Origin of the sequence: Paenibacillus sp. NPDC056933 (assembly GCF_042674385.1) — a bacterium.
In the GTDB taxonomy this organism is placed as follows: Bacteria; Bacillota; Bacilli; order Paenibacillales; family Paenibacillaceae; genus Paenibacillus.
Genome location: NZ_JBHUQN010000001.1, coordinates 930,161 through 949,782, shown reverse-complemented (window position 1 = coordinate 949,782; position 19,622 = coordinate 930,161). Strand labels below are relative to the sequence as shown.

30 protein-coding genes are annotated in these 19,622 nt (G+C 43.5%); 1 reads left to right on the top strand and 29 read right to left on the bottom strand.

Annotation, left to right across the window (positions count from 1 at the left end):
• Nucleotides 1–28: 28 nt before the first annotated feature.
• On the top strand, nucleotides 29–1,189 hold the full coding sequence (locus ACFTRD_RS04375; RefSeq protein WP_379377907.1) for a glycosyltransferase family 4 protein: 1,161 nt from the start codon (nucleotides 29–31) through the stop codon (nucleotides 1,187–1,189).
• Between the two features lie 172 nt (nucleotides 1,190–1,361).
• On the opposite strand, the gene ACFTRD_RS04370 is transcribed toward ACFTRD_RS04375, so the two are convergent.
• The 29 genes from ACFTRD_RS04370 to ACFTRD_RS04230 all read right to left on the bottom strand — a co-directional run bounded on the left by ACFTRD_RS04370 (nucleotide 1,362) and on the right by ACFTRD_RS04230 (nucleotide 19,469).
• On the bottom strand, nucleotides 1,362–1,880 hold the full coding sequence (locus ACFTRD_RS04370; protein ID WP_379377906.1) for an NUDIX domain-containing protein: 519 nt from the start codon (nucleotides 1,878–1,880) through the stop codon (nucleotides 1,362–1,364).
• Nucleotides 1,881–1,934: 54 nt separating this feature from the next.
• Entirely contained in the window at nucleotides 1,935–2,597 is a 663-nt protein-coding gene (locus tag ACFTRD_RS04365; RefSeq protein WP_379377905.1) for an HAD family hydrolase, read from the bottom strand.
• A 97-nt stretch (nucleotides 2,598–2,694) separates the two neighbouring features.
• Entirely contained in the window at nucleotides 2,695–2,865 is a 171-nt protein-coding gene (locus ACFTRD_RS04360) for a YHYH domain-containing protein (protein ID WP_094030689.1), read from the bottom strand.
• A 104-nt stretch (nucleotides 2,866–2,969) separates the two neighbouring features.
• On the bottom strand, nucleotides 2,970–3,749 hold the full coding sequence (locus tag ACFTRD_RS04355; protein ID WP_379377904.1) for a Cof-type HAD-IIB family hydrolase: 780 nt from the start codon (nucleotides 3,747–3,749) through the stop codon (nucleotides 2,970–2,972).
• A 127-nt stretch (nucleotides 3,750–3,876) separates the two neighbouring features.
• Nucleotides 3,877–5,412: a PH domain-containing protein gene (locus ACFTRD_RS04350; RefSeq protein ID WP_379377903.1), complete on the bottom strand. Its 1,536-nt coding sequence runs from the start codon at nucleotides 5,410–5,412 to the stop codon at nucleotides 3,877–3,879.
• Complete coding sequence (locus ACFTRD_RS04345; protein ID WP_379377902.1) at nucleotides 5,409–5,909, bottom strand: PH domain-containing protein; 501 nt, start codon at nucleotides 5,907–5,909, stop codon at nucleotides 5,409–5,411. The genes ACFTRD_RS04350 and ACFTRD_RS04345 overlap by 4 nt, the downstream gene beginning before the upstream one ends.
• A 115-nt stretch (nucleotides 5,910–6,024) precedes the next feature.
• Complete coding sequence (locus ACFTRD_RS04340) at nucleotides 6,025–6,585, bottom strand: GNAT family N-acetyltransferase (RefSeq protein ID WP_379377901.1); 561 nt, start codon at nucleotides 6,583–6,585, stop codon at nucleotides 6,025–6,027.
• Between the two features lie 295 nt (nucleotides 6,586–6,880).
• Nucleotides 6,881–7,315, bottom strand: coding sequence for a YhfM domain-containing protein (locus tag ACFTRD_RS04335; protein WP_379377900.1), 435 nt, complete (start codon nucleotides 7,313–7,315; stop codon nucleotides 6,881–6,883).
• 70 nt (nucleotides 7,316–7,385) lie between these two features.
• A complete protein-coding gene (locus ACFTRD_RS04330) occupies nucleotides 7,386–8,087 on the bottom strand; it encodes a hypothetical protein (RefSeq protein WP_379377899.1) in 702 nt (233 codons plus the stop codon).
• 64 nt (nucleotides 8,088–8,151) lie between these two features.
• Nucleotides 8,152–8,928 (bottom strand): hypothetical protein, encoded by a 777-nt coding sequence (locus ACFTRD_RS04325; protein WP_379377898.1) that lies wholly within the window; start codon nucleotides 8,926–8,928, stop codon nucleotides 8,152–8,154.
• 392 nt (nucleotides 8,929–9,320) lie between these two features.
• Nucleotides 9,321–9,653 carry an HIT domain-containing protein gene (locus tag ACFTRD_RS04320; protein ID WP_379377897.1) on the bottom strand — a complete coding sequence of 111 codons (333 nt, stop codon included), beginning with the start codon at nucleotides 9,651–9,653 and terminating at the stop codon, nucleotides 9,321–9,323.
• Nucleotides 9,654–9,671: 18 nt separating this feature from the next.
• Nucleotides 9,672–10,121 carry an NUDIX hydrolase gene (locus tag ACFTRD_RS04315; protein WP_090894908.1) on the bottom strand — a complete coding sequence of 150 codons (450 nt, stop codon included), beginning with the start codon at nucleotides 10,119–10,121 and terminating at the stop codon, nucleotides 9,672–9,674.
• A 43-nt stretch (nucleotides 10,122–10,164) separates the two neighbouring features.
• Entirely contained in the window at nucleotides 10,165–10,761 is a 597-nt protein-coding gene (locus ACFTRD_RS04310) for an HD domain-containing protein (RefSeq protein ID WP_379377896.1), read from the bottom strand.
• On the bottom strand, nucleotides 10,761–11,564 hold the full coding sequence (locus ACFTRD_RS04305) for an inositol monophosphatase family protein (RefSeq protein WP_379377895.1): 804 nt from the start codon (nucleotides 11,562–11,564) through the stop codon (nucleotides 10,761–10,763). Before ACFTRD_RS04305 ends, ACFTRD_RS04310 begins: the two co-directional genes overlap by 1 nt.
• Before the next feature lie 28 nt (nucleotides 11,565–11,592).
• Nucleotides 11,593–12,360 (bottom strand): aminoglycoside adenylyltransferase domain-containing protein, encoded by a 768-nt coding sequence (locus ACFTRD_RS04300; protein WP_379377894.1) that lies wholly within the window; start codon nucleotides 12,358–12,360, stop codon nucleotides 11,593–11,595.
• 26 nt (nucleotides 12,361–12,386) lie between these two features.
• Nucleotides 12,387–13,280, bottom strand: coding sequence for a PhzF family phenazine biosynthesis protein (locus tag ACFTRD_RS04295; RefSeq protein ID WP_379377893.1), 894 nt, complete (start codon nucleotides 13,278–13,280; stop codon nucleotides 12,387–12,389).
• Nucleotides 13,281–13,299: 19 nt separating this feature from the next.
• Nucleotides 13,300–13,938 carry a Type 1 glutamine amidotransferase-like domain-containing protein gene (locus ACFTRD_RS04290; protein ID WP_379377892.1) on the bottom strand — a complete coding sequence of 213 codons (639 nt, stop codon included), beginning with the start codon at nucleotides 13,936–13,938 and terminating at the stop codon, nucleotides 13,300–13,302.
• Between the two features lie 33 nt (nucleotides 13,939–13,971).
• Nucleotides 13,972–14,349: a hypothetical protein gene (locus ACFTRD_RS04285; RefSeq protein WP_379377891.1), complete on the bottom strand. Its 378-nt coding sequence runs from the start codon at nucleotides 14,347–14,349 to the stop codon at nucleotides 13,972–13,974.
• A gap of 24 nt (nucleotides 14,350–14,373) precedes the next feature.
• Entirely contained in the window at nucleotides 14,374–14,940 is a 567-nt protein-coding gene (locus ACFTRD_RS04280) for a histidine phosphatase family protein (RefSeq protein WP_379377890.1), read from the bottom strand.
• 9 nt (nucleotides 14,941–14,949) lie between these two features.
• On the bottom strand, nucleotides 14,950–15,441 hold the full coding sequence (locus tag ACFTRD_RS04275; protein ID WP_379377889.1) for an NUDIX hydrolase: 492 nt from the start codon (nucleotides 15,439–15,441) through the stop codon (nucleotides 14,950–14,952).
• 12 nt (nucleotides 15,442–15,453) lie between these two features.
• On the bottom strand, nucleotides 15,454–15,591 hold the full coding sequence (locus ACFTRD_RS04270) for a hypothetical protein (protein WP_379377888.1): 138 nt from the start codon (nucleotides 15,589–15,591) through the stop codon (nucleotides 15,454–15,456).
• A gap of 66 nt (nucleotides 15,592–15,657) precedes the next feature.
• Nucleotides 15,658–16,296: an adenylyl-sulfate kinase gene (locus ACFTRD_RS04265; protein WP_379377887.1), complete on the bottom strand. Its 639-nt coding sequence runs from the start codon at nucleotides 16,294–16,296 to the stop codon at nucleotides 15,658–15,660.
• 38 nt (nucleotides 16,297–16,334) lie between these two features.
• On the bottom strand, nucleotides 16,335–16,847 hold the full coding sequence (locus tag ACFTRD_RS04260) for a hypothetical protein (protein ID WP_379377886.1): 513 nt from the start codon (nucleotides 16,845–16,847) through the stop codon (nucleotides 16,335–16,337).
• Entirely contained in the window at nucleotides 16,844–17,104 is a 261-nt protein-coding gene (locus tag ACFTRD_RS04255; RefSeq protein ID WP_379377885.1) for an HAD family hydrolase, read from the bottom strand. The genes ACFTRD_RS04260 and ACFTRD_RS04255 overlap by 4 nt, the downstream gene beginning before the upstream one ends.
• Before the next feature lie 79 nt (nucleotides 17,105–17,183).
• Nucleotides 17,184–17,519: an HAD family hydrolase gene (locus tag ACFTRD_RS04250; RefSeq protein WP_379377884.1), complete on the bottom strand. Its 336-nt coding sequence runs from the start codon at nucleotides 17,517–17,519 to the stop codon at nucleotides 17,184–17,186.
• A 248-nt stretch (nucleotides 17,520–17,767) separates the two neighbouring features.
• Nucleotides 17,768–18,121 carry an immunity protein Imm33 domain-containing protein gene (locus tag ACFTRD_RS04245; RefSeq protein ID WP_379377883.1) on the bottom strand — a complete coding sequence of 118 codons (354 nt, stop codon included), beginning with the start codon at nucleotides 18,119–18,121 and terminating at the stop codon, nucleotides 17,768–17,770.
• Between the two features lie 75 nt (nucleotides 18,122–18,196).
• Entirely contained in the window at nucleotides 18,197–18,598 is a 402-nt protein-coding gene (locus ACFTRD_RS04240) for a hypothetical protein (RefSeq protein ID WP_379377882.1), read from the bottom strand.
• Nucleotides 18,599–18,615: 17 nt separating this feature from the next.
• Nucleotides 18,616–19,026, bottom strand: a complete 411-nt coding sequence (locus ACFTRD_RS04235; protein WP_379377881.1) for a hypothetical protein — start codon at nucleotides 19,024–19,026, stop codon at nucleotides 18,616–18,618.
• Nucleotides 19,023–19,469, bottom strand: coding sequence for a LytTR family DNA-binding domain-containing protein (locus tag ACFTRD_RS04230; RefSeq protein ID WP_379377880.1), 447 nt, complete (start codon nucleotides 19,467–19,469; stop codon nucleotides 19,023–19,025). Before ACFTRD_RS04230 ends, ACFTRD_RS04235 begins: the two co-directional genes overlap by 4 nt.
• Between the last annotated feature and the right edge of the window lie 153 nt (nucleotides 19,470–19,622).

Genomic DNA, 19,622 nt, shown 5'->3' with positions numbered 1-19,622 from the left:
CTTGTCATCAAGAGTCATGGGAGGGGTAATGATGCGCCTGGCCTTGTTCACCGATACCTATGTTCCGGACACGAATGGTGTTGCCGGCACGCTGCACCGCTTAAGTAACCAGTTGAACCGCAAAGGGATTGAGCATCTGCTACTTACGCCGCAGTCAGTTATTGAAGGCAATCACGCCGCACCAGCCCGTTCGGTTACCAACATCCCCTTTTTCCTCTATCCGGAATGTAGAATAGCCTTACCTAACCGGAGATCCATTCATCAAGAATTAAAAGCCTTTCAGCCAGATCTGCTGCATATTGCCACCCCATTCAATATGGGCCTTCTCGGTCTCAGATATGCGCTCAAGCACCAGCTTCCTCATGTCATCTCCTACCATACCCACTTCGATCGGTACCTCGAATACTACAGGTTAAACAGCATCATTCCTCTCTACTGGAAGTACATTCAATGGTTCCACCGGGCCTGTGATGCAACATTAGCACCGTCTCAGGAGGCCTTAAACTCATTGCAATCGAAAGGCATTCAGCGTCTGAAACTATGGTCCCGCGGGATCGATTGCAGCCTGTATTCACCAGATAAACGAAGCTCCGATGTCCGTACTCGCTATAATATAACCGCTCCTCTAATTTTACTCTACGTTGGACGAATCGCCCCCGAAAAAGATATCGCTACCCTCTCCCTTGCCATGCAACAGTTACCTGAACATATGAAAACCCGTGTACACTGGATCATTGTAGGCGATGGGCCATCGCTTCCCAAAATGCGTATGCAATCCCCGCCTAATGTCACCTTTACAGGGTATCTGCATGGTGAGGAACTTGCTGTTATGTATGCTTCGGCAGATCTCTTTGTGTTTCCTTCCTCTACAGAAACATTTGGCAATGTGGTACTGGAAGCGATGGCTTCTGGATTGCCTGTTCTAGCCGCGAACGCAGGTGGTGTAAAAGACCTGGTCGCACACCATCGAAACGGCGTTCTGTTCGAGCCAGGCCATCCGGATGCATTAATTCGGGAAATATGTCTCTGGGGAAATCATGTGGATCAACTGAGGAAAATGGGTCTTGAAGGGCGAAAATTTGCTCACCAGCGGTCGTGGGATCATATTTTTGACAGGTTGGTCGGGGATTATGAGGAAGCCATTGAGAATCGGAGAAAAAACACGAAAGATCGAATCATCACAGCTTGACTTTCACCCCTTCCTCCTTCCAATGAGAAAATTTATATTCAATACGAGTATTAAAAAAGAGCGGGGATGTGTTGACATCCTCACTCTCTTTATAACAGTCGCCTACAGACGGTTGTACAGATTGCTTTTCCAATCAGCAATAGGTCCCGCTCCCGGTCAAGAGTATCGAGTATTATACAACAGGTTCAAATGATATCGTATCTTGCATGATGCTCCATTCTACCCTTGGTCTGGCTGCTGCACCTTCTCCATTCAGGACATTCCCGATCCAGATCTCGTTGGTCGTCTGATTCTGCAAAAAGTGCCGGATTGATGCTTTGATCAGGATGGATGTATGTAAATCCAGCAGTTCATCCAAAGGTACCCAAAATAACTCCCCTTCATCCGATGGTATAAAGGATCGATGCTTCGTCTCACCAAAATATACAAACTGCTGCCGAACTTCACTGCCTTTAACCTCCAGCAATATATATCGAAGACGAAAATTCTCAACTTCCTCTTGCTTGAACCCTGATTCTTCTTCGATCTCTCGATAGCTGGCAGCCATTGGTGAATTCAATTCCCCTTGCTCCAGATGACCGCCAATGCCACCCCAAAACTCAAAATCAAACAGCTTGCTGCCTGTCTTCTTCATCATCAACATATCGGTTCCATTGCTCAAAAAAGCCGTAGCCATCTGTCTGATCTCCATGTTCACCTTCCTCACTGTTCTGTTATGTAGATTGATCTAAACTGACTATCTGCCCTAGAGCAATTCCCTTAATTCACCCAGATGTTCAATAGCATGCAATGGTTTGGTTGTAATGCTGTCCTGCCAAGGCTGATTGACCTTCATCCAGATCGTGCTCATGCCTACTTTTGCTGCTCCTTCGACATCGTTCACCGGATGGTCTCCAATGTAAATACACTGCTCGGGAAACAGGCCGAAATGGTCCAGTGCCAGTCTGAAAATACGAGGATCGGGCTTTTTGACCCCAGCCTCTTCCGATACGATAATATGATCAAAATCATCCCGGATGCCAAGTTGATCGATTTTGCCGTACTGAATCTCGGTTTTACCATTGGTGATTAAACCTGTTTTATATTTTCCTCTGATCTGCTGGACCACTTCTCGCGCCTGTTCCATCAGAACAGCACTTCTCACATACTCTCTGCCATAGAACTCCATAAGCTCCGCGTGAGGCGGGTTCTCAGCCCAAGGGAGTTCATCCAGCAGTTCGTTAAACAACATATGTTTATCCTTATAGCCATCCTCATCCAGCTCAATAATTCTACTGAGGATATCATCAGTGGACTCGAGATGGGCAAAATAGGACTTGATTAAGCACTGGGTGAAGCGTTCAAAGGTACTTGTTCTGTTGAGAATCGTATTGTCCAGATCAAAAATAATCGCTTTAATATGATCCATTGTGTGTAACCGCCTCCACCATTCTAAATAAATCGTAAACATGCAAACCCAACCATTGATTAGACTCATGGCTGGGTTTACCCTGTAAAATCCATTTTCATTTTTTCTTTTTGTGATAATGGTAGCCTGTACATAGGCCCTTTTGTTTGGATTTCGCGGAACAATTATGTCCACCATTTTTGTCCAGTCTGCCTGGATGGGCATAAGCTGAAGAAGATACACCAATAAGTACGACAAGAGACAAGATTACAATGACAACCTTTTTCATAAGTCACCCTTCGATCACACCCTATGCTTTAGGGCTTAATTCATCCTCCATCATTCTACATGAAAACCCATAATTAGGATATATTTATCGCCCCAAAATTTTGCTTATTCTATGATTTTAAACTTTCTCAACGCATGCGTGATGCCATCCTCACTCGCTCGCAGTGTCACATAATCCGCACTTTGTTTGATACGCTCTCCTCCGTTTCCCATCGCAATGCCAAGTCCCACATACTCTAGCAAATCAATATCATTTTCACCATCGCCAAAAGCCATTGCTTCCTCTCTCGATATATTCAGGTGGGCGAGCACTTTTCCTGCCGCTATCGATTTGGATACTTCGTTCTCTTCCAGTACGTTAGACACATAAGGATGAAATCTCACGAATGTTAATGCAGGGAATCTGGAATGGAATTTCTTCGCCTCAGCTTGATCGGCATATAAACAAATGCAATACACTTCTTGCTCCAAAGAACGGATTGTCACCGGATACTCCATCAGGCCGAGCGTATCTCTCAATGCATCGGTGACACGCACATCTGTTGTGCATAAGCCATTCATCTCAAATGACTCTGTAAAATAAGAAATACTGCTTCCGTTCAACTCGGCAAATGTACTGAATTCTCTAACCATTCGTGCAGAAAGAACCGATTTATGTATCACTTCATCACCGCTCTTGATCAATGCCCCATTAGCTGAAATCAGAGTATCAATGCCGAGTTTCCTGAACTCTCCGCATAAATTATACGGTCTGCCAGTGACCAGAACAACTTGTATGCCCCTACGAACCAATTTTCGAATGGATTCTTCTGTACTCGGGGAAAGACTTCGATCCTTCTCACTGAGTAACGTACCATCCACGTCCATAAATATGATTTTAATCAATGGAACACCTCCTACGCTTATAAATTGAATTATTGATATTTACACTTGCCACTCCGATAAGCATCGCTCTTCAATACTAAAGGCAAGTGCACAGTCACTTAGTAGTCTTCCTGCACTTGCCTTCTCATTAACGAGTCTGGACGTTTTGGCTCCGCTCCATATACCACAACTGAAACGACTCTACGGCTTCAAACGGAATATCGTTTATCGTGTGATGCAGAACTGGTTTGGCACGATTCACGGTTTGAATCGAAGCAACACCAAACCAGCGCTGCAGCAGATTTTGGGTAATCTGAACTTCAATGACTTTCTCCCGCTTGGAGATGTATAATGTTGAGGTTAATGCACCGCTTCGCAACTGGATGAAGTTCTGATTCAGGACGTAACGTGTATGGGAAAAATCAACTATTCTGCATATGACAATCCACAGTAACAGAATAGCGGAAATCATCCACCATGCCTGCTCCTGCCCCAGTACTGCCGGCTTGAAATTAAACAGCGCACCCGCTGCAATGATCCAGAGCCAGCTTGGAGCGAGTAAGCGGAGCCATAATGATTTTCGTGGAAGCTTCTGCATCTCCTGCGTAACCTGATAGGATGGCAAAATCTCCGAGATCATATCGTAAGCTTGCTTCACAGGCAAAAAAGGATAGAGCGAGTTAACTTCCTGGTCCGATTCTCCCACACCACCTGCTGTTGTTAGTTCCACTTCTGCCAGTCCTAGCAGTCTTTTCATCGGGGACTGCGTAATTTTCACAGCCTGGACGCGTTCCTTTAGAATCGAAAATGCAGTCTGTTCCAACATGCCCTTCGTAATATAGATCCGCTTGCGATCAGAGGATATTTGGAAATCGCCATACTTCACAAAGGTTCTGACAATACCAAGCGTAATGGAAACAGCGATGAGTCCTGTGATAATTAAAGCGGCAATCCACCAGGTGTCCCACCACGTTAATACAAGACTTTCCGTTACTTTTTCATTAGGAAAGAAATCTTTCACCGAAGAATAGAGTGAGCCCAGAATTGGTATAAGTACCAGAAAGCTGAGTGAGGTAAACGAAGCTTTGAATATATCCTTGCGGGTGGACTGGTAATGGACATGCCGTTCAAGCTCCTCTTTTACAGGCAGGGAAATCTCTTCTTCCAGTGTTACGTGTTCAGTTCGCGTCACTGGTTCTCCGTTTGGTTCTACAGCATCACTGGCGATATTCGCTTCCGACATATGCCCGGCTACAACCTTTTCAAGCCGATCCGATTCCGATAGTGAAACGACTTGCAAATGAAAAGTGGCATCCTCTCCTTTGATGCCCGTCTCAAAACGTATGGATGTGACTCTGAACAAACGGTGAAACAGCGACGTATGCCGGTTCACATTTTGAACTTTGGTATAGGGTATCGTTCTTCTTGTGCGATTGAACACCCCACTGTATATCTGAAAAGCCTTCTCGTCTGCGGTATAACGGAGCGTAAACCAGCTCCAAATGATGGCTACAACACTAAACATGATAGCTACATAAAAAGCAATTCTGCCGTACATAATCCACTTGGACTCTGAGCCATGGCGAAGAATAAACAAAAAAACGATAAATGCAAACGAATTTTTCACCAGTTTCCACAAACTCCACAGCATGGCTAACGGGTGTTGTCTTTTCATCTCATTCATTCATCCACCTCGTTAATCCTTGCATAGGATGCAATCTGATTCCGCAACTCAAGCGCCACTTCCTCTGGCAACGCCGGAATGTTGTGAGCTGAACCCATCGTTCCAACCGAAACAGAATAAAGGCCATATTTTCGCAACAGGGGACCCTGGTTCGTCGTGACAGATTGAACTTTGGCCATGGGAATGATCTGATATACCTTTTTTAGAGCCCCATGCTTCAACTGCAAGAACTCCTCATTCGCATCGTAGTACCAATGCTTGTATAACAATGGAGGTCGGATTAGAATCTCCCACATCGCGTAGAGCACTGAAATGGCAGTCACTCCCCACAGCAACCAACCAATCCATGCCTTCCATCCATAGATGGAATCCAGAACCAGCAGTGCTGCAAGTACGATCAAACCTATTCCATTGGATATAATTGCACTGATTCTCCATATGGTAATGGCATTCGGAGATAAACGTTGCTCAGGTATGTTCCATTGTATTTGCTGCATATATTCACTCCTTTTTTCTTACTGTACGAAGAATAGTCCTCCACCGATGCAGAAAGATTGACTTAGCAAAAGAGATGACCCCTGTTCGATACAGGTCGTCATCTCTTGACTCTTTTTATTTTGCAGCAAAGTCTTTCACTTCACATAACCATACCATATGATCCGTGCCTTCACCCCAATAGTTCTTTGCCACGGCATACGGTTCTCCGAACTTTCGCTGCCATTTCTTCTGCGCTGTCCGGTATCCACTATCCAGACAAAATTGCGTAATCTTACGCCTTTGAAGCTCAGCAGCCAGGGCCTGAATGAGAGCAGAGCCAATTCCCTGCCCCTGAACCTTTGGCAGAACGTAGAGACTACCCAATTCCCCTACGTGGTTCAGCTGGTTGTCTGTGCACTCTCGAATCTCCTCACCGCAAGGCCCGTACGAAATGGTGCCCACGACGGTATCTTCCCTTTTGGCGAGCAGAAAGAAGACACACGGTTCCTTGTTGTTGTCAGGATGCAAAGCGGAGTGAAGCATCGCTTTTTTGTGTTCAATTTCATCCCGTATGTCTTCGTGCAGGGAACCCAGTCCCTCCTGTGTAAATGCATTCGTAATGGATGTCTCGAATACCTGGCGGGCACCCTCCATATCCGATGATGTTAAAGGTTGAATGGTAATCAGGTGACTCATATGACCTTCTCTCCGTTTCAATAGCTATATAAATTAAACCAAAGAATATTTACACTTGCCACTCCGATGAAGAACAACCTTCCGATCGCTGTTATCCCCAAATTTTTTTGATTCCTATTTTCAAAGGGTAAAATCCGTGGATAAAGGCGCAGCGTATGCTTCCGATGCAGCTTTCTTCCAGAAAGCTTTTAGCTCCGCTTCTTTAGGTTTTTTCTGTCCTCTCCGTTATCGTGTAAATTTTTTGTTGAACCTATATAGTAAACTGACTTACTGATCTAATCAGTAATCTTCTATGTTAATCCGTGTGACTCTGAATCAGTTTCCTTATCCGGTTTGCATCCTCGATGGATATGCTATATCCCACATGGGTATCCTCATGGTTGACCAGAAGGGCTGACTGCTTGGGATCTTTGCCTATGGAAAAATCATACTTGATTAAGGAGCTATCTGCATCTGTTAAGTTCATCTTGTACTCCACGCTGTAATCAAGACTTCCTGATATACGCTCCGCTTTGTTTATAGCCTCGATTACGATTCCGATCTCAACAGGATCTTCGATTTTCACATCCTCACACGCTTCACTCGTGAAGTTTGGGTTGCAGGTTAATGTAATGAGCGAAGGTAGAGCTTCTTTCGGATTAGAATTAGTACTACCAGAATGGTTGCAGCCTGTGAGAAGTCCTGCAAGGAGTACAGCGAAAAGGCCTGAGAGAATCCCTGCTTTTTTCATTAGCATATATACCTCCCGGCTCAACTAAACACTTAGTCCTTACTCTCTACGTAATCATCTGTATTTAGCTCTAGATGCTTATGTTGGCATGCTGTAACTCGGTATCCCATCCTTGGAGCAGTACTTTTAAACGATGGGCGGTGTCGGCCACAAAAGCACTTATCTTTACATCCGTAATGTACTGGGGAACAACACCGGGTTCATTGGTACTTTCATTAAAAAAGAAAAACGTACGATCCCGCCAGTGCAGAATCTCCTCTGAGGTTAACAGATCAGCAACATCATAACCAGGCGCAATCTCAAGCATCTGCCAGACTCCTTCACTCCAACTCGCATGATGGTAAAGGTTAAAATCAATCTGATCCGTTTCCTGATAATACAGACGCCCAAGTTCATCCTTGGTCCGGTTTATACCCGAATCTTGATCTGTAATGGTAACCTGCTCCACAAATTGCGGATGAACACTCCGGAACCAGTAAAAGTCCGTCAGGACATGCATAAAGTAGCCCCGCACAAACCACTTCCATCCCTCATCAGCTTGTTGTTGAATGTAGGTTGAATAACGTTCTTTTAATTGCTCAACGTATTCTCTCTCATTCTTATCCTTAGGGTTGAAATGAGTGTTTTCCTTATCTGCTCTTGTCCAGCCCTCGCGCATGTGTATAGAGTCAGGTGCGATATTCCCCAGATAGAACGGAGCTTGTTCTACATGTCCTTGTAAGGATTCTTCAAAAAGAACAGCTATATCTAAATGAACCATTGGCAGTGGCATAGAGATATTCTCCTTTTTCGCAAAATCTGCTACCCATACAAAAGAAAATCAATTTAGCTTATGTTCAACCCTGCACTCGCTCTGTTTGTATCCTCTCAAACAACTGCTCCAAATCCGTATGAAGTTCCGGCTGTTCGTTAACGAGCAGGCTTATGTATTCAGACCCGCATTCATAGAAAACAAGACGATTAAACGGAGCTGAATCCCCAAGATGATTGATGTCCAGTCCCCATTTCTCCCGAATTCGATTCTCTATATATCGCGCGTAACCCTCGTTCCACTCCAGCCAGTTGAAGTACTCCGCTTGTTCTTCACTCAGAGAGCTGAACAAGGCTACTCTCGCCTCTTTCACTTGCAAGAGATCCTTACTCTTCAAGGCTGACAGCAACGAGGTGATTCGCTGGACAACCATCTCATTGTCATAAGGAAACTCATAATCCAGTTCCCATGTGACACGTTTGATTTGCTCCATCTTACGTTTGATCTCAAGACGGTCACCCATGTCGGTGTACTGCTCATATACGTAACAATGTACAAACTCATGATAGAGGTAGACTTTCTGCTCAAAATTTTGAAACGCCGCATCCGTCACCACTGCGCACATCCGTTCATCCATGTGATGCACCGGAAATGCTGCAAGGCATCCTTCGGGAATATTCAGGTCATCCGGGACGGTTTTCACCCATTCATATTGCTGCGTCTTGGACGAATAATCATAGATATATAACAAAGATTCATATGCCACAACCACGGGATAATGCTCTGCGAATAAGGGATGTATACTGACTAAATCTTTTTGAAGCTCCTGCAATTCGTTGATTTGCTCTAAAAAAGTATCCATGTCATTTACCCTCTCTCTAGTGGAATGATGAGTTAATCATATCAATAGAGCAACAATAAAACACTGAGAGAAAAATGATAATTCTATTGTTGAGTGATATTTCTAAACCCTATATAAGGGTAACTAAAGAATAATTACACTGGCCACTCCGATGACAGAACAACCCTCCGATCGCTGTTATCCCCAGATTTTTTAATTTTTCTCCTTCAAAGGGGCAAATCCGGGGATAAAGGCGAACGCTTCGCTTCTCCAGGTTTTTTCTGTCCTCTCCATTTTTGTGTAAATGTTTAGTTAAACATATATAGAACCATTCTCCTCGTTCTCATATAAATAAAACAATCAAAAAATCTTCCCCCGGACATCCGGCTGGAAGACTTTACTTAAGACTTATTCTATTGAATACGTTCACCGCTTACCACGTGCCAGTGTTGATGCTTCGAATCCTGGTAAGTACCCAGGTTAGTTACGATTTTGGAGGAACCCGTCCGGATAACCATGTCCGTAGCAACCTTTTTGATGACGCGCATAATCTCCAGTAATAGTTCATCATTATTATCTTCTTCCTGTGAAATGAACGATTGGATATGGATCTTTGGAATAACAACAATATGATGTCTGTAGTATGGTCGGGTATGATGATAAGCAAGCACCTTGTCTGTTTCCATGACGATATTTACTTTGGTATTACCACTAAGCACTTCATCACAATAAAAATCCTGTGCCATATACGACCTCCTTTTTACTTAGTTAATATATCCGGCTTTTTTCAGCACATATTCCGTGAACGGATTAATCTCGGGGATTGGCATGCTCAGGTCAAAATAACGAAGTTCCAGTCCTTCATCATCCATGACCGTTGGTTCACCCTGAATTTCTGTAGCTTCATAGACAGCCATGACATTATACACTTCATCTCCATGCGGATACTTGTAATACATATCCTGACCTGAGAAAACGGTAATGAGTTTATACGCACCCGCCCTCAGTCCAGCTTCCTCATATAATTCACGTGCTGCTGCTTCCTCCAGAGATTCTCCCGGCTCCAACGATCCGCCAAGGGTCCCCCAATCCAGACTATCTGTACGTCTTTGCAATAGCAGATGGCCCTGCTCATTGAAGACCAACACACATGAACCAGCCATGATTAGAGGGCGCGAACCCACCAGCTTTCTCAACTCCATGATATATCCCATAAAGATTCTCCCCCGTTTTGAATCAGATAAGTTCAACATGTCTCTAAGACTTGGATTGAGTCAAGATTCCCTTGTCCACAGAATTTTGGATAATCTGCTGTGCGTATGTCCACAATGTTTCGGAGCCGTTCGCAATCTCACGATTTCTGTTTAACACCTGTTCACTTGTAATATTATATTTCTGCCACGTATCTCCCTCATTCTGATGATTGTGGATCAAAGGCTGCAACCGATCCAGGGACGAGGCAAACTGCGCCTCAGGGGTTTCCTTTGCCTCGAATTCTAGCCATAGATTCAACAGTTCTTGAGCCTGATCCTCAGGCAACATCCCAAACAGGCGATGGGCTGCCCTGATCTCACGGTCATATTTATCCGTATTCCCTACCGTATCGTAGGCAAATGTATCTCCGGCATCGATCTCAACCAGATCATGAACGAGAAGCATTTTAATGACTTTGAGAAGATCCACCTCCTTGTTGGAATGGCTCTGCAAAATCAAGGCCATCATCGCCAGATGCCAGGAATGCTCCGCATCATTTTCAAGTCTGTCGCCATGGATAATTCTCGTTTTTCGTTCAATCGTTTTCAGTTTATCAATCTCTATTAAAAATTGAATCTGCTCTTGTAATGACTCGTTCATCAGTTCATTCCCTCCCGAACAACACTCAGAAAATATTCACGATGATCCGGATGACAGGCAATCAGGTATGGCTCTGAATTCATGCCTTCAAAGGGATTACCTTCAAAATCCATAACAATGGCACCTGCTTCTTTCACCATTAATATTCCTGAATACAAATCGTCTCCTTCCGAATTGTAGAGCACAATGCCGTCAATATCCCCCTTAGCTAACATGCACCACTGTAAGGTTGGAGCCCATAATCGCATCATTCGTTTGAAGCTGACATCCAGATGTTGACGTAGCCGTACAGCCTTCTCCTCATTTTGCACCTGATGCCCTTGAATCCAGCCAATGGTCCCTTTATGAATATACTCTTTCTTTTGGACTGTCAGGGGATTCAGATTACAACTTGCTCCACTCCCACGTGATGCCACAAACAAACGATCCACCAGAGGTTCGTAAATAACCCCGAGAACGGGTTCTGAACGATACATTAATGTAATGGAAACGGAAAATAGCGGTAGACCAATGGCAAAGTTGTTTGTTCCGTCTAGCGGATCAATCATCCACAGCCAGTCACTCTTCTGTCCGTTATGCCCTCGCTCTTCACTATGGATCTCATGATCGGGAAAGCTAATGCTAATTTCATCACATATCATCCGCTCTGCTTCATGATCAACTTCCGTAACAACATCGCCAAAGATGCCCTTATCCACTGCACAGGTGATCCGATCAAAATGATCCTGAGCAACTTTTCCTGCTCTTCGAATGACTCTCTCTGCAATCTCTTGGGCTAAACGAATGGTTTGTTCGATAACCATCACTCCGTTCGGTTACTTGTTCATGGGATCAACCAGATTCCGCCAAACCTTTTATTTCGTTCAACATATACTTCGTATAATCCAGAAGCAAATCATCACATAGTTTCACGCTTTCCAGCTCTCCGTTATACTTTGCGAGACATTGTGAGATAACTTCCTTGTATTTCGGCAAAATATGAATGAGTGCCCACTCGCCTGCTTCTCGCTTGGAGTATATTACCGAATCTTTCACGTACAATAGAACCCGCGATAGGTTCAAAACATAGTAGACAGGATTCTCCGTTATTTCCTCCAGAGCTGAACCAACGTCAGATGTAATAGAGGCCAGCATATATTCACGTTTTACGGGCTGAAATAACTCCTTAATAGGTTTGCCGACAAGCACAATTCCACGGTCATAAATAACGGCCAGATGTGCTACCAGATCCGGATCTTCGTATCCACCGCAAAGATATTGATCATCAGTTCTATACTTTTCCCGGTGATACGCAGAGTAATGAAATTCGAATGGTGTCGGAAACGTCAGATTAGCAATCGTAGACTCCAAAACAATACTAAGTTCAAACCCAGTGACAATATGCATTTCATTTTCGATGTGCATCAATCGCTTCGCAATACTCCGATAGGTATCAACAGACAGCTGCTCCCGGCTTACCACCAGTATATCGATATCGCTTTGATTGGGCTGGAAGCACCCCATAGCCATGGACCCGTGCAAATAAATTCCCACCAGGGAATCCGCACATTCTTCTTCTAACAAATGAGTAACTGTATGTAGTACCGCCTGTTCATCCACTTAAATCCACTCCTTTATTTACGTTGTTACGTATCCAATTCCACTTTCATTTCCTCCACAAAAACAGCCGTCCCTCTAATTCTTACATCCATATCCTGACCATCCCTGACCACACTAACGTGAACTTTCCCATCTCTGTTAATCTCATGGCCTTGCTCCACAACAAAATGAGCCTGATCCATATCAGGATTCATATACGCCAAATAATAAGCACCCATCACACCGGATGCTGTTCCCGTAACCGGATCTTCCGTAGTACCCGAAAAGGGCGAAGAAAAATGTCTGGCATGCATTAAAGCATCTGAATCGCGGGTTTCCAGAGTAAATGGATGCAAAGAAGCTTTGGGATTTTCAAGTAATATCTCAGGAAATAGAGAAGAATCCGGTTTCATTTGTTGGAAAGAGTTCAGTTTGCGAATCGGTATCAATAACGTCCAGGTGCCTGTACTTCCATAGACGATGGGTGTGGATAGATCAATATCATCCATGGTTAGATTTATGGAATTTGCCAGCTTCTCTATGTCACCTTGGAAGGGCAGGAAACGGGGTTGATCCTGCTTCATCTCAATGTTGATCGTATCGCCATTCTGCTGGAACTGAATCGGTAGTATGCCTACATTAGTCTCAATGGTAATCGAATGCTTATCCTCCAGTAGCCCTCTAGTCTTTAACCCATACATGGATGCCATTGTGGCATGCCCACACAGATTAATCTCATGACCCGGTGTGAAATATCGTAATCTAACGTCTGCCAACTCGGAACTCATCACGAAGACTGTTTCATTAAAGCCAACTTTATGCGCAATCTGCTGCATCGCTTCCTCACTGAGCGAATCGGCATGAAAGACAACCCCGGCCGGATTTCCTTTACCGGCAACCTTTGAAAAAGCATCATAATGATACACAGTAATTTCATTCATTGGTGACCCACCTTTTTTTTCAGTTTATACGATATGCATCGCCATATGACTCTACCACTTCACCATCGATAACGATCCCGCCACCATCTTTGCAAGCATAGATTGTTGTAGCGTTGGTAAGCGCGTAATTTCTTAACGAATCCAAAGCTTCTTCCGTTCCATCCCAGTGTGGTGAGAATTCAAAATCAACGAGTGCCAGAGCCTGCTTGTCCATTAATCCAACATGGTTCTCGTCTGCATCTTCGCCATATCCGGCCATTTCAACTGTTGGTGTAGTTAGAATACTGCCTGCGCTAACCCCAATCAGAATGCCGCCCTTGTTCACATAGGAACGCAACAACCCCATTGCATTTCTCTTCTGCAATAAACTTAGAAAATAAAATGTATTCCCTCCAGATAAATGAATCGCATCGGTTTCAAAAATGGTATTGAATTTGTTTTCCTCGTATTCTAGGTCGAGATCATAATAATCAATCGTTTCGATGCCCAGTTGATTATAGTAACGTCTCGTCTGCTCGAAATATCTTCTATCCGGGTCAGAACACGAAGGTACATAACCGATGGAAGGCTGATCAGAGTTGAACAGGCTCCATATCCTCTGATTTAATTCTTGGTTAGATTCGAAATATAAATCACTTAACAAAACTAGCTTGGTCATCTGAATTTCTCCCTTTCTTAATTTTCAGAGTACTTAATACAATTGTCCGTTAATATATCGTCTATGACTTGAAGTTGCATCCTGAACCCACAATTCCAACTCGACTCTACTGACAAAAAACTGATCTTGAACCTTGATGAAAGGAAACATTTTCCCTTCAAAGACACCCGATGCTGAGAAACTTCCTTGTTCGGCCTTAATAATGTCCATCACCTGTTCTTTAGTCATGCTCAGATACTCCGCCGTTTCTTGGATCGTCATTAATGTTTTGTTATTGTTCGGCACATCCTGTTCCACTGCCTGAGTCGATTCACTAACTTTTCCCTGATTTGATAGCAACAGGCAGCCAACAATAAAAGATATTCCTAGTATGGCACTAGCCAGTAAAATGGAAAATGGAATGGATTTCATGGAATCCCTACCTTCTATTTTGTCTTACAGATCTCTAATCGTGTAATGACCCACTTCACCGAGAAAGTCGCTTCGGGTTAACCCCTGCTCTCCAAGGAAAGCTCTATAACTCGTTATCGTACCATCATGTGAAATGATAAAAATTCTCTCACCGTGCTCTCTGCACCATTGAATTAGCTGTCCAGCATAGATCTCAAATCGATGTTCCTCCATCCGATTAATCCCATCCACCCAGCAATCAAGTTCAAAATCAAGAATTCGTAAACCCGTATACTGAGCATTTAATTCGTCTTTCGAATAGATCTGATCACAGCGCAAAACGGGGAACTCCGGGTTTTCAGGGAACATTCTTGGGCCAACGAGTGGACAGACTGTCAGTTTGTCGCTTGATGTTAATAGGAATGCTGTTTCTATCGTTCGTTTCGTAGGACTCACCAAAACGATGTCTTCCGGTAAGATTTTAATCTGCTTTCGCAATTCAGTCGCCTGTCTCTTTCCTTGTTCGGTAAGTCCTGGATGCAACTGGTTTAGCTGATGAGGATACTGAAGCAAATGTTCAGCGTGACCATGACGAATAAATATGAGATCCACATGCTCCTCCTATTTCTGAACGTAATGCTTAATGTCCTCTGTATCATGCAGATTACTCAGATCTCTTTTCAAAAACACCGGATAAACCTCCATACCTTTCAACTCTTCCAATGAAAACCAGCGGAATGTCAATTTCCCATTATCCTCAAGTCCCTTAAATTCCAATTCATCATAGAGCCTATGTACTTCGGGTAATGTGATGACATAATAAAATCCAATTTCGTGATACTTCAGCCCATCATATTCAAAGAAATCTTCACTTACAAAGGCAACTCTCTGCGGTTGTACACAAACACCCAATTCTTCATACATCTCGCGCACAATGGCTGCTTCTGTCGTTTCGTTGAATTCCACCCGCCCTCCAGGCAGATTCCAGAAATCATCTTGTTCTGTTGTGTGCAGGAGAACTTTCCCCTGATGTATAACGATACCAGCTACACGGAAATTGAATTTATTGTTATCTTTTTCATACGTTATGTTATTGTTATTTGAATTTATCAAAAGATCCACCCTTTACCCTTTCAAAATCTTTTCCAGTTCCTCCTGGCAAGCAGCGCGATTATACTTCGAATTGTCCAGCCAGTGTTTGTCTATCTCCAGCAGCTGATATATCTCGGTCTCCAATTCTTTTCTTGCCTGAAGAACTTTCACCGTGCCATCAACACCATGATATCCTTTTGCGAGTCCCCATCCTTGATTCGTGTAATAGTGTATGAATCAATCCGACCATTCCTTGGGTCTTTCCTGGATTGCCTTGTCAAAGGTATGTGCCAGGTCCTGCTGATGAATATAGATTAGGAGTGGATTTAATGGTTGAACGATCCGCTCCAAGTCCAAAACATATTTAACGTTTTCTTCTCTGGATTGATTGGTTTTCACCAAACCTATAGTCAGTGGATTCTGAATAAAACAACATTCGAATATGGTGATGGAATCGTCAGCCGCGCTTATCACGCCTTCGGTAAAACTCCGCCATTTTTCGGTGATCAGCTTTACATTTTGTTCAAAAGGCAGTTCGTATATATCTTTGCTAAATATCTCCTGCACCACATGATCGGGGAAACGCTCTCCAAACTCCTCTTTCATTTTGCGATAAGGAATCAGAAAACCATCCTGATAGGCTGTAGCTCTGCTCTCCAATATATGTTTACATGCTTCGTGAGCATCCACCAAAGATCTGAACTCTTCCGCAGAATAAAAGGCTACACCATCATAATCAGCAGGATGATCCAGATTCCCTTCCTGAAAGAGTTGCACCTTCTTGCCTTGCTCAATCAGAATATTCGATACCATCTTGGCAATCGTCGACTTTCCTGAACCCGGTAATCCCTCAATAAGAATCAATTGTCTTGTCATGATTTCATCACCCTTAACTTCATTCAATTCAGTTGTTGTTAATCGATGTCTGCAAAGACCCATTTCGCAGCATCGCCATCCGCTTTCTTTTTCCAAAACACCATGCTAGGGCCGAACTCTTCCCCGTTCTCTCTTAATTCAGTAACCATCACAAGTGCCTCATAGAGCTTCTTTTGCTCTCGAATCTTGATCTTGCTCATTGAGATCACCTTGTGAACTTTTGAAGCTGGCATGCCTGAGACTGGCGACTGTGGATCAAAAAGGCTCATATAGCCCTTCTCATCCTCTTCCCATATATAACGCATGCGAACGTTCATCAGTTTGACGATTTCTAGTTCATCACCTGTATAGTTCGTTTCATCAAGGTAAACAGGAGGAATGCCTTTATCTTTTTTGGGCGCTGCTGCTTCATCGTCTTTTTGCTGAATTGCTTCGTCAGTAACACTCTCCGTCACTGGAATCGTTGGTTTCTGCATAGCTTCATTCGTTGTTTTATCCTGACAGGCGATTAAGAATAGAAATAATAATGACAACGCGGTTAACTTCTTCATAACCAACCCTCCAATATATGCAAAACGTCGGCAAGATCTTTGCACTCATAATCCGGTGTAATCTGTTTCGGTTTGGGTTTACCTTTCCGATTCAACCAGACAGCCTTAATTCCCGCATTTTGCGCTCCTTGTACATCACTGACCAGAGAATCCCCTATATGGATCACCTCATCTCGCTGCAAACCATACCTCTTGATCGCTTCATCAAACATCTCTGACCTTGGCTTATACGATCGAACATCCTCGCTGGTAATCACTCCGGCCTCTTCAATGTTATGCCTTCATTGCAGCTTTCACGTCATCCGTATCAATATTGGACAGAATGTATACAGGGATTTAAAGCGATTGCAGAAAGGGAATTGAATCCGCAAATATGCCCGGGTTACGCCAATGAGCTAACTGTTCCTGATTAAGCAAATCAGCTTGTAGATCCGATTGAAAATGGAGAAGCGTTTCTGCTAGGGATTGCACATTCAGCATTCTTTGCGTGGTAAACTGGCTGCCATGGCTTGCATGAAACAACGTTGAGAAAGCCTTCCACCAATAATCACCGATCTCATCCGTTGTACACTCCACCTGCGCTGTCGCTCGAACTTGTTTATAAATCAAGGGAAGAATATCATCATCTTCATGAACAACGGTCCCGTAGAAATCAAGGAAAACGGCTTTCATTCTATCCTTCCCACTGGAATACGCTAACAAAAAACTTCCTATGTATGTTAAATTTTCTCTGTAGGTACATCATAACCCATAATGTGGAATTTGCGAATGAACCAAATAACGTAATCCTCCCCTCCTTACGATTCTGTTCAACACAAAAACCACGCTGCTCTGCATGTTTGCATCATACAAAAGCGTGGTATGTCGATAAATCCTTTCCAACTTCCAACATCTGAACAGCGACTGCTTTCTTGCTCTACTTATGACCTGTTAAGCAACTGCTCGTCAAACCATACATCCTCATAATCTTCTGCAATCACAAACCGCCATCCCGGCGCCAGTCCGAGGTACTTCTTGATTTTCGGGTCCCAGTCATCGATGTGCGTTACATGTAAAGGCACAAAAAAATCATCTGCATCCGAGTACTTTTCTGCCCAAATGTACCATCCGGTTGTATCTCCCTCGGGCTGAATACGCATTCCGTGGATCGGTTCCAACTTCTCCTTGACGTTCCAGGCGATTCCGATCTTATGGTGCAGTTCACTGGGTACATAGGCGGCACTATATTTCTGGCACATCTGCATCTGTTCCTGGATGGAAGCAGCATTTGTCATTATTTGATCATCTCATCTCTCTAAAGGCTGGATTATATTACGGTATAATTTATGTTCTACGATATTCCTCCATAATCAAGAAAGACCATAATATTGCTTATAGTTAAAAACCCATTCCTCTTTGGAAAAATCAACAAAATCATATAACTCACATTGTCTAAGATAGTTCAACTGTTCTCCCGCTTCATCCCCATCCTTCTGCTCCAAATAAGTCACTGTCTTCTCATAACCGGCACCACACAGAAGCTGCACATCAATATAACTGCCCGTATCCTGATTCTTACGTTTTGCCTGCCAGATCAGCCCAGTGTCCTCTACATTTCCGATGCAGAATAACATAATACATAAGGTTTTGAGATACTCATGATCCACTGCTTCTTGATTCTCGATCTCCTGCTGCAACAACTCCCGGACTCGCTCTCTATGTTTGGTATCTGGATCTAAACCGTACAACTCCAGAATCTCTTCTTCGTTCATCTCTTTGTTCTCCTTGCTTACTTCAGAATATTGTTTAATTCCTCCGCTTTTTTCCTGCTATCTATTTTAGCATAGAAATAAAAACCGATAATGTGCAGTACGAGGGATAAGACCCACATTCCAGGGAACCAGGGAGCAATCAATAGGAACATGTCTGTAGAAAACAACCATACGATCGCCATTCCTCCTGCAATATTAAATGTGGAAGAAATGACGATATTCCAGACGGGTTTCATCGTAAAGTAGTTCCACAGTGCATTGTACATTACGCCAAACAATACAGCGGCAATAGCTGAAATCCCGGCAATATTCCACAGGTAACCCATTTCAATGGACTGACCATTAGAGAATAGCGTCAATAACAAGGTCACCCACAACGAAGTAATTGTAAAAACCTGAAAAAATGAATGCTTGAGCTGACTAATCATGATAATTTCCCCCTAAAGTTTTTAATATAGAATCGGCTGACAAAGTAACTGGAACCATCGTTCAGATCAACCTGGATCCTGGCGTGGTCTGTTGATGAAAATTCGCTAATAAAACGTGTGTTGATGATCGTTTGATTATTGATCTTCACAAAATGGGATGCCCCCAAATCCTCTTCCACAAACTTCAGACGTTTGTTGAGCAAATACCTTTCTCCTGTGAAGACACGTACACAGCACAATCGATCCTCTGATTCAATCGCGACCACCGAACTCAACTTGACCTGCACATTACGATTGTTCTTGGCATTGATGACAACAAGTTTTGTTTCCGACTGGCAGATCGCTTCTTGCATACTGTTCCAATGTGACTTCTCATCAGGATGGGTTACGACTTTAGCCGTGTTTTTTTCCATTGCCATATCTTTTTCAAAAATGACTTTCACGCCTTATTCCTCCTCTCACAACTCATATTACAAGCAAAGCCACGACAAACCCACAGTATTGCGTTTTGTTGCATGAATTTGCAGGTTTGTTACATCGGTACTGCTTTTTCAGCGTACAGACACGATAAAAAGGACTACTCATTCAAGAGTAGC

Bases quoted from the DNA above. Each gene is read 5' to 3' on its own strand.
- ACFTRD_RS04375 (WP_379377907.1), top strand. From the start codon at position 29: ATGATGCGCCTGGCCTTGTTCACCGATACCTATGTTCCGGACACGAAT.
- ACFTRD_RS04370 (WP_379377906.1), bottom strand. From the start codon at position 1,880: ATGGAGATCAGACAGATGGCTACGGCTTTTTTGAGCAATGGAACCGAT.
- ACFTRD_RS04365 (WP_379377905.1), bottom strand. From the start codon at position 2,597: ATGGATCATATTAAAGCGATTATTTTTGATCTGGACAATACGATTCTC.
- ACFTRD_RS04360 (WP_094030689.1), bottom strand. From the start codon at position 2,865: ATGAAAAAGGTTGTCATTGTAATCTTGTCTCTTGTCGTACTTATTGGT.
- ACFTRD_RS04350 (WP_379377903.1), bottom strand. From the start codon at position 5,412: ATGAATGAGATGAAAAGACAACACCCGTTAGCCATGCTGTGGAGTTTG.
- ACFTRD_RS04345 (WP_379377902.1), bottom strand. From the start codon at position 5,909: ATGCAGCAAATACAATGGAACATACCTGAGCAACGTTTATCTCCGAAT.
- ACFTRD_RS04340 (WP_379377901.1), bottom strand. From the start codon at position 6,585: ATGAGTCACCTGATTACCATTCAACCTTTAACATCATCGGATATGGAG.
- ACFTRD_RS04335 (WP_379377900.1), bottom strand. From the start codon at position 7,315: ATGAAAAAAGCAGGGATTCTCTCAGGCCTTTTCGCTGTACTCCTTGCA.
- ACFTRD_RS04330 (WP_379377899.1), bottom strand. From the start codon at position 8,087: ATGCCACTGCCAATGGTTCATTTAGATATAGCTGTTCTTTTTGAAGAA.
- ACFTRD_RS04325 (WP_379377898.1), bottom strand. From the start codon at position 8,928: ATGGATACTTTTTTAGAGCAAATCAACGAATTGCAGGAGCTTCAAAAA.
- ACFTRD_RS04320 (WP_379377897.1), bottom strand. From the start codon at position 9,653: ATGGCACAGGATTTTTATTGTGATGAAGTGCTTAGTGGTAATACCAAA.
- ACFTRD_RS04315 (WP_090894908.1), bottom strand. From the start codon at position 10,121: ATGGGATATATCATGGAGTTGAGAAAGCTGGTGGGTTCGCGCCCTCTA.
- ACFTRD_RS04310 (WP_379377896.1), bottom strand. From the start codon at position 10,761: ATGAACGAGTCATTACAAGAGCAGATTCAATTTTTAATAGAGATTGAT.
- ACFTRD_RS04305 (WP_379377895.1), bottom strand. From the start codon at position 11,564: ATGGTTATCGAACAAACCATTCGTTTAGCCCAAGAGATTGCAGAGAGA.
- ACFTRD_RS04295 (WP_379377893.1), bottom strand. From the start codon at position 13,280: ATGAATGAAATTACTGTGTATCATTATGATGCTTTTTCAAAGGTTGCC.
- ACFTRD_RS04290 (WP_379377892.1), bottom strand. From the start codon at position 13,938: ATGACCAAGCTAGTTTTGTTAAGTGATTTATATTTCGAATCTAACCAA.
- ACFTRD_RS04285 (WP_379377891.1), bottom strand. From the start codon at position 14,349: ATGAAATCCATTCCATTTTCCATTTTACTGGCTAGTGCCATACTAGGA.
- ACFTRD_RS04265 (WP_379377887.1), bottom strand. From the start codon at position 16,296: ATGACAAGACAATTGATTCTTATTGAGGGATTACCGGGTTCAGGAAAG.
- ACFTRD_RS04260 (WP_379377886.1), bottom strand. From the start codon at position 16,847: ATGAAGAAGTTAACCGCGTTGTCATTATTATTTCTATTCTTAATCGCC.
- ACFTRD_RS04250 (WP_379377884.1), bottom strand. From the start codon at position 17,519: ATGAAAGCCGTTTTCCTTGATTTCTACGGGACCGTTGTTCATGAAGAT.
- ACFTRD_RS04245 (WP_379377883.1), bottom strand. From the start codon at position 18,121: ATGACAAATGCTGCTTCCATCCAGGAACAGATGCAGATGTGCCAGAAA.
- ACFTRD_RS04240 (WP_379377882.1), bottom strand. From the start codon at position 18,598: ATGAACGAAGAAGAGATTCTGGAGTTGTACGGTTTAGATCCAGATACC.
- ACFTRD_RS04235 (WP_379377881.1), bottom strand. From the start codon at position 19,026: ATGATTAGTCAGCTCAAGCATTCATTTTTTCAGGTTTTTACAATTACT.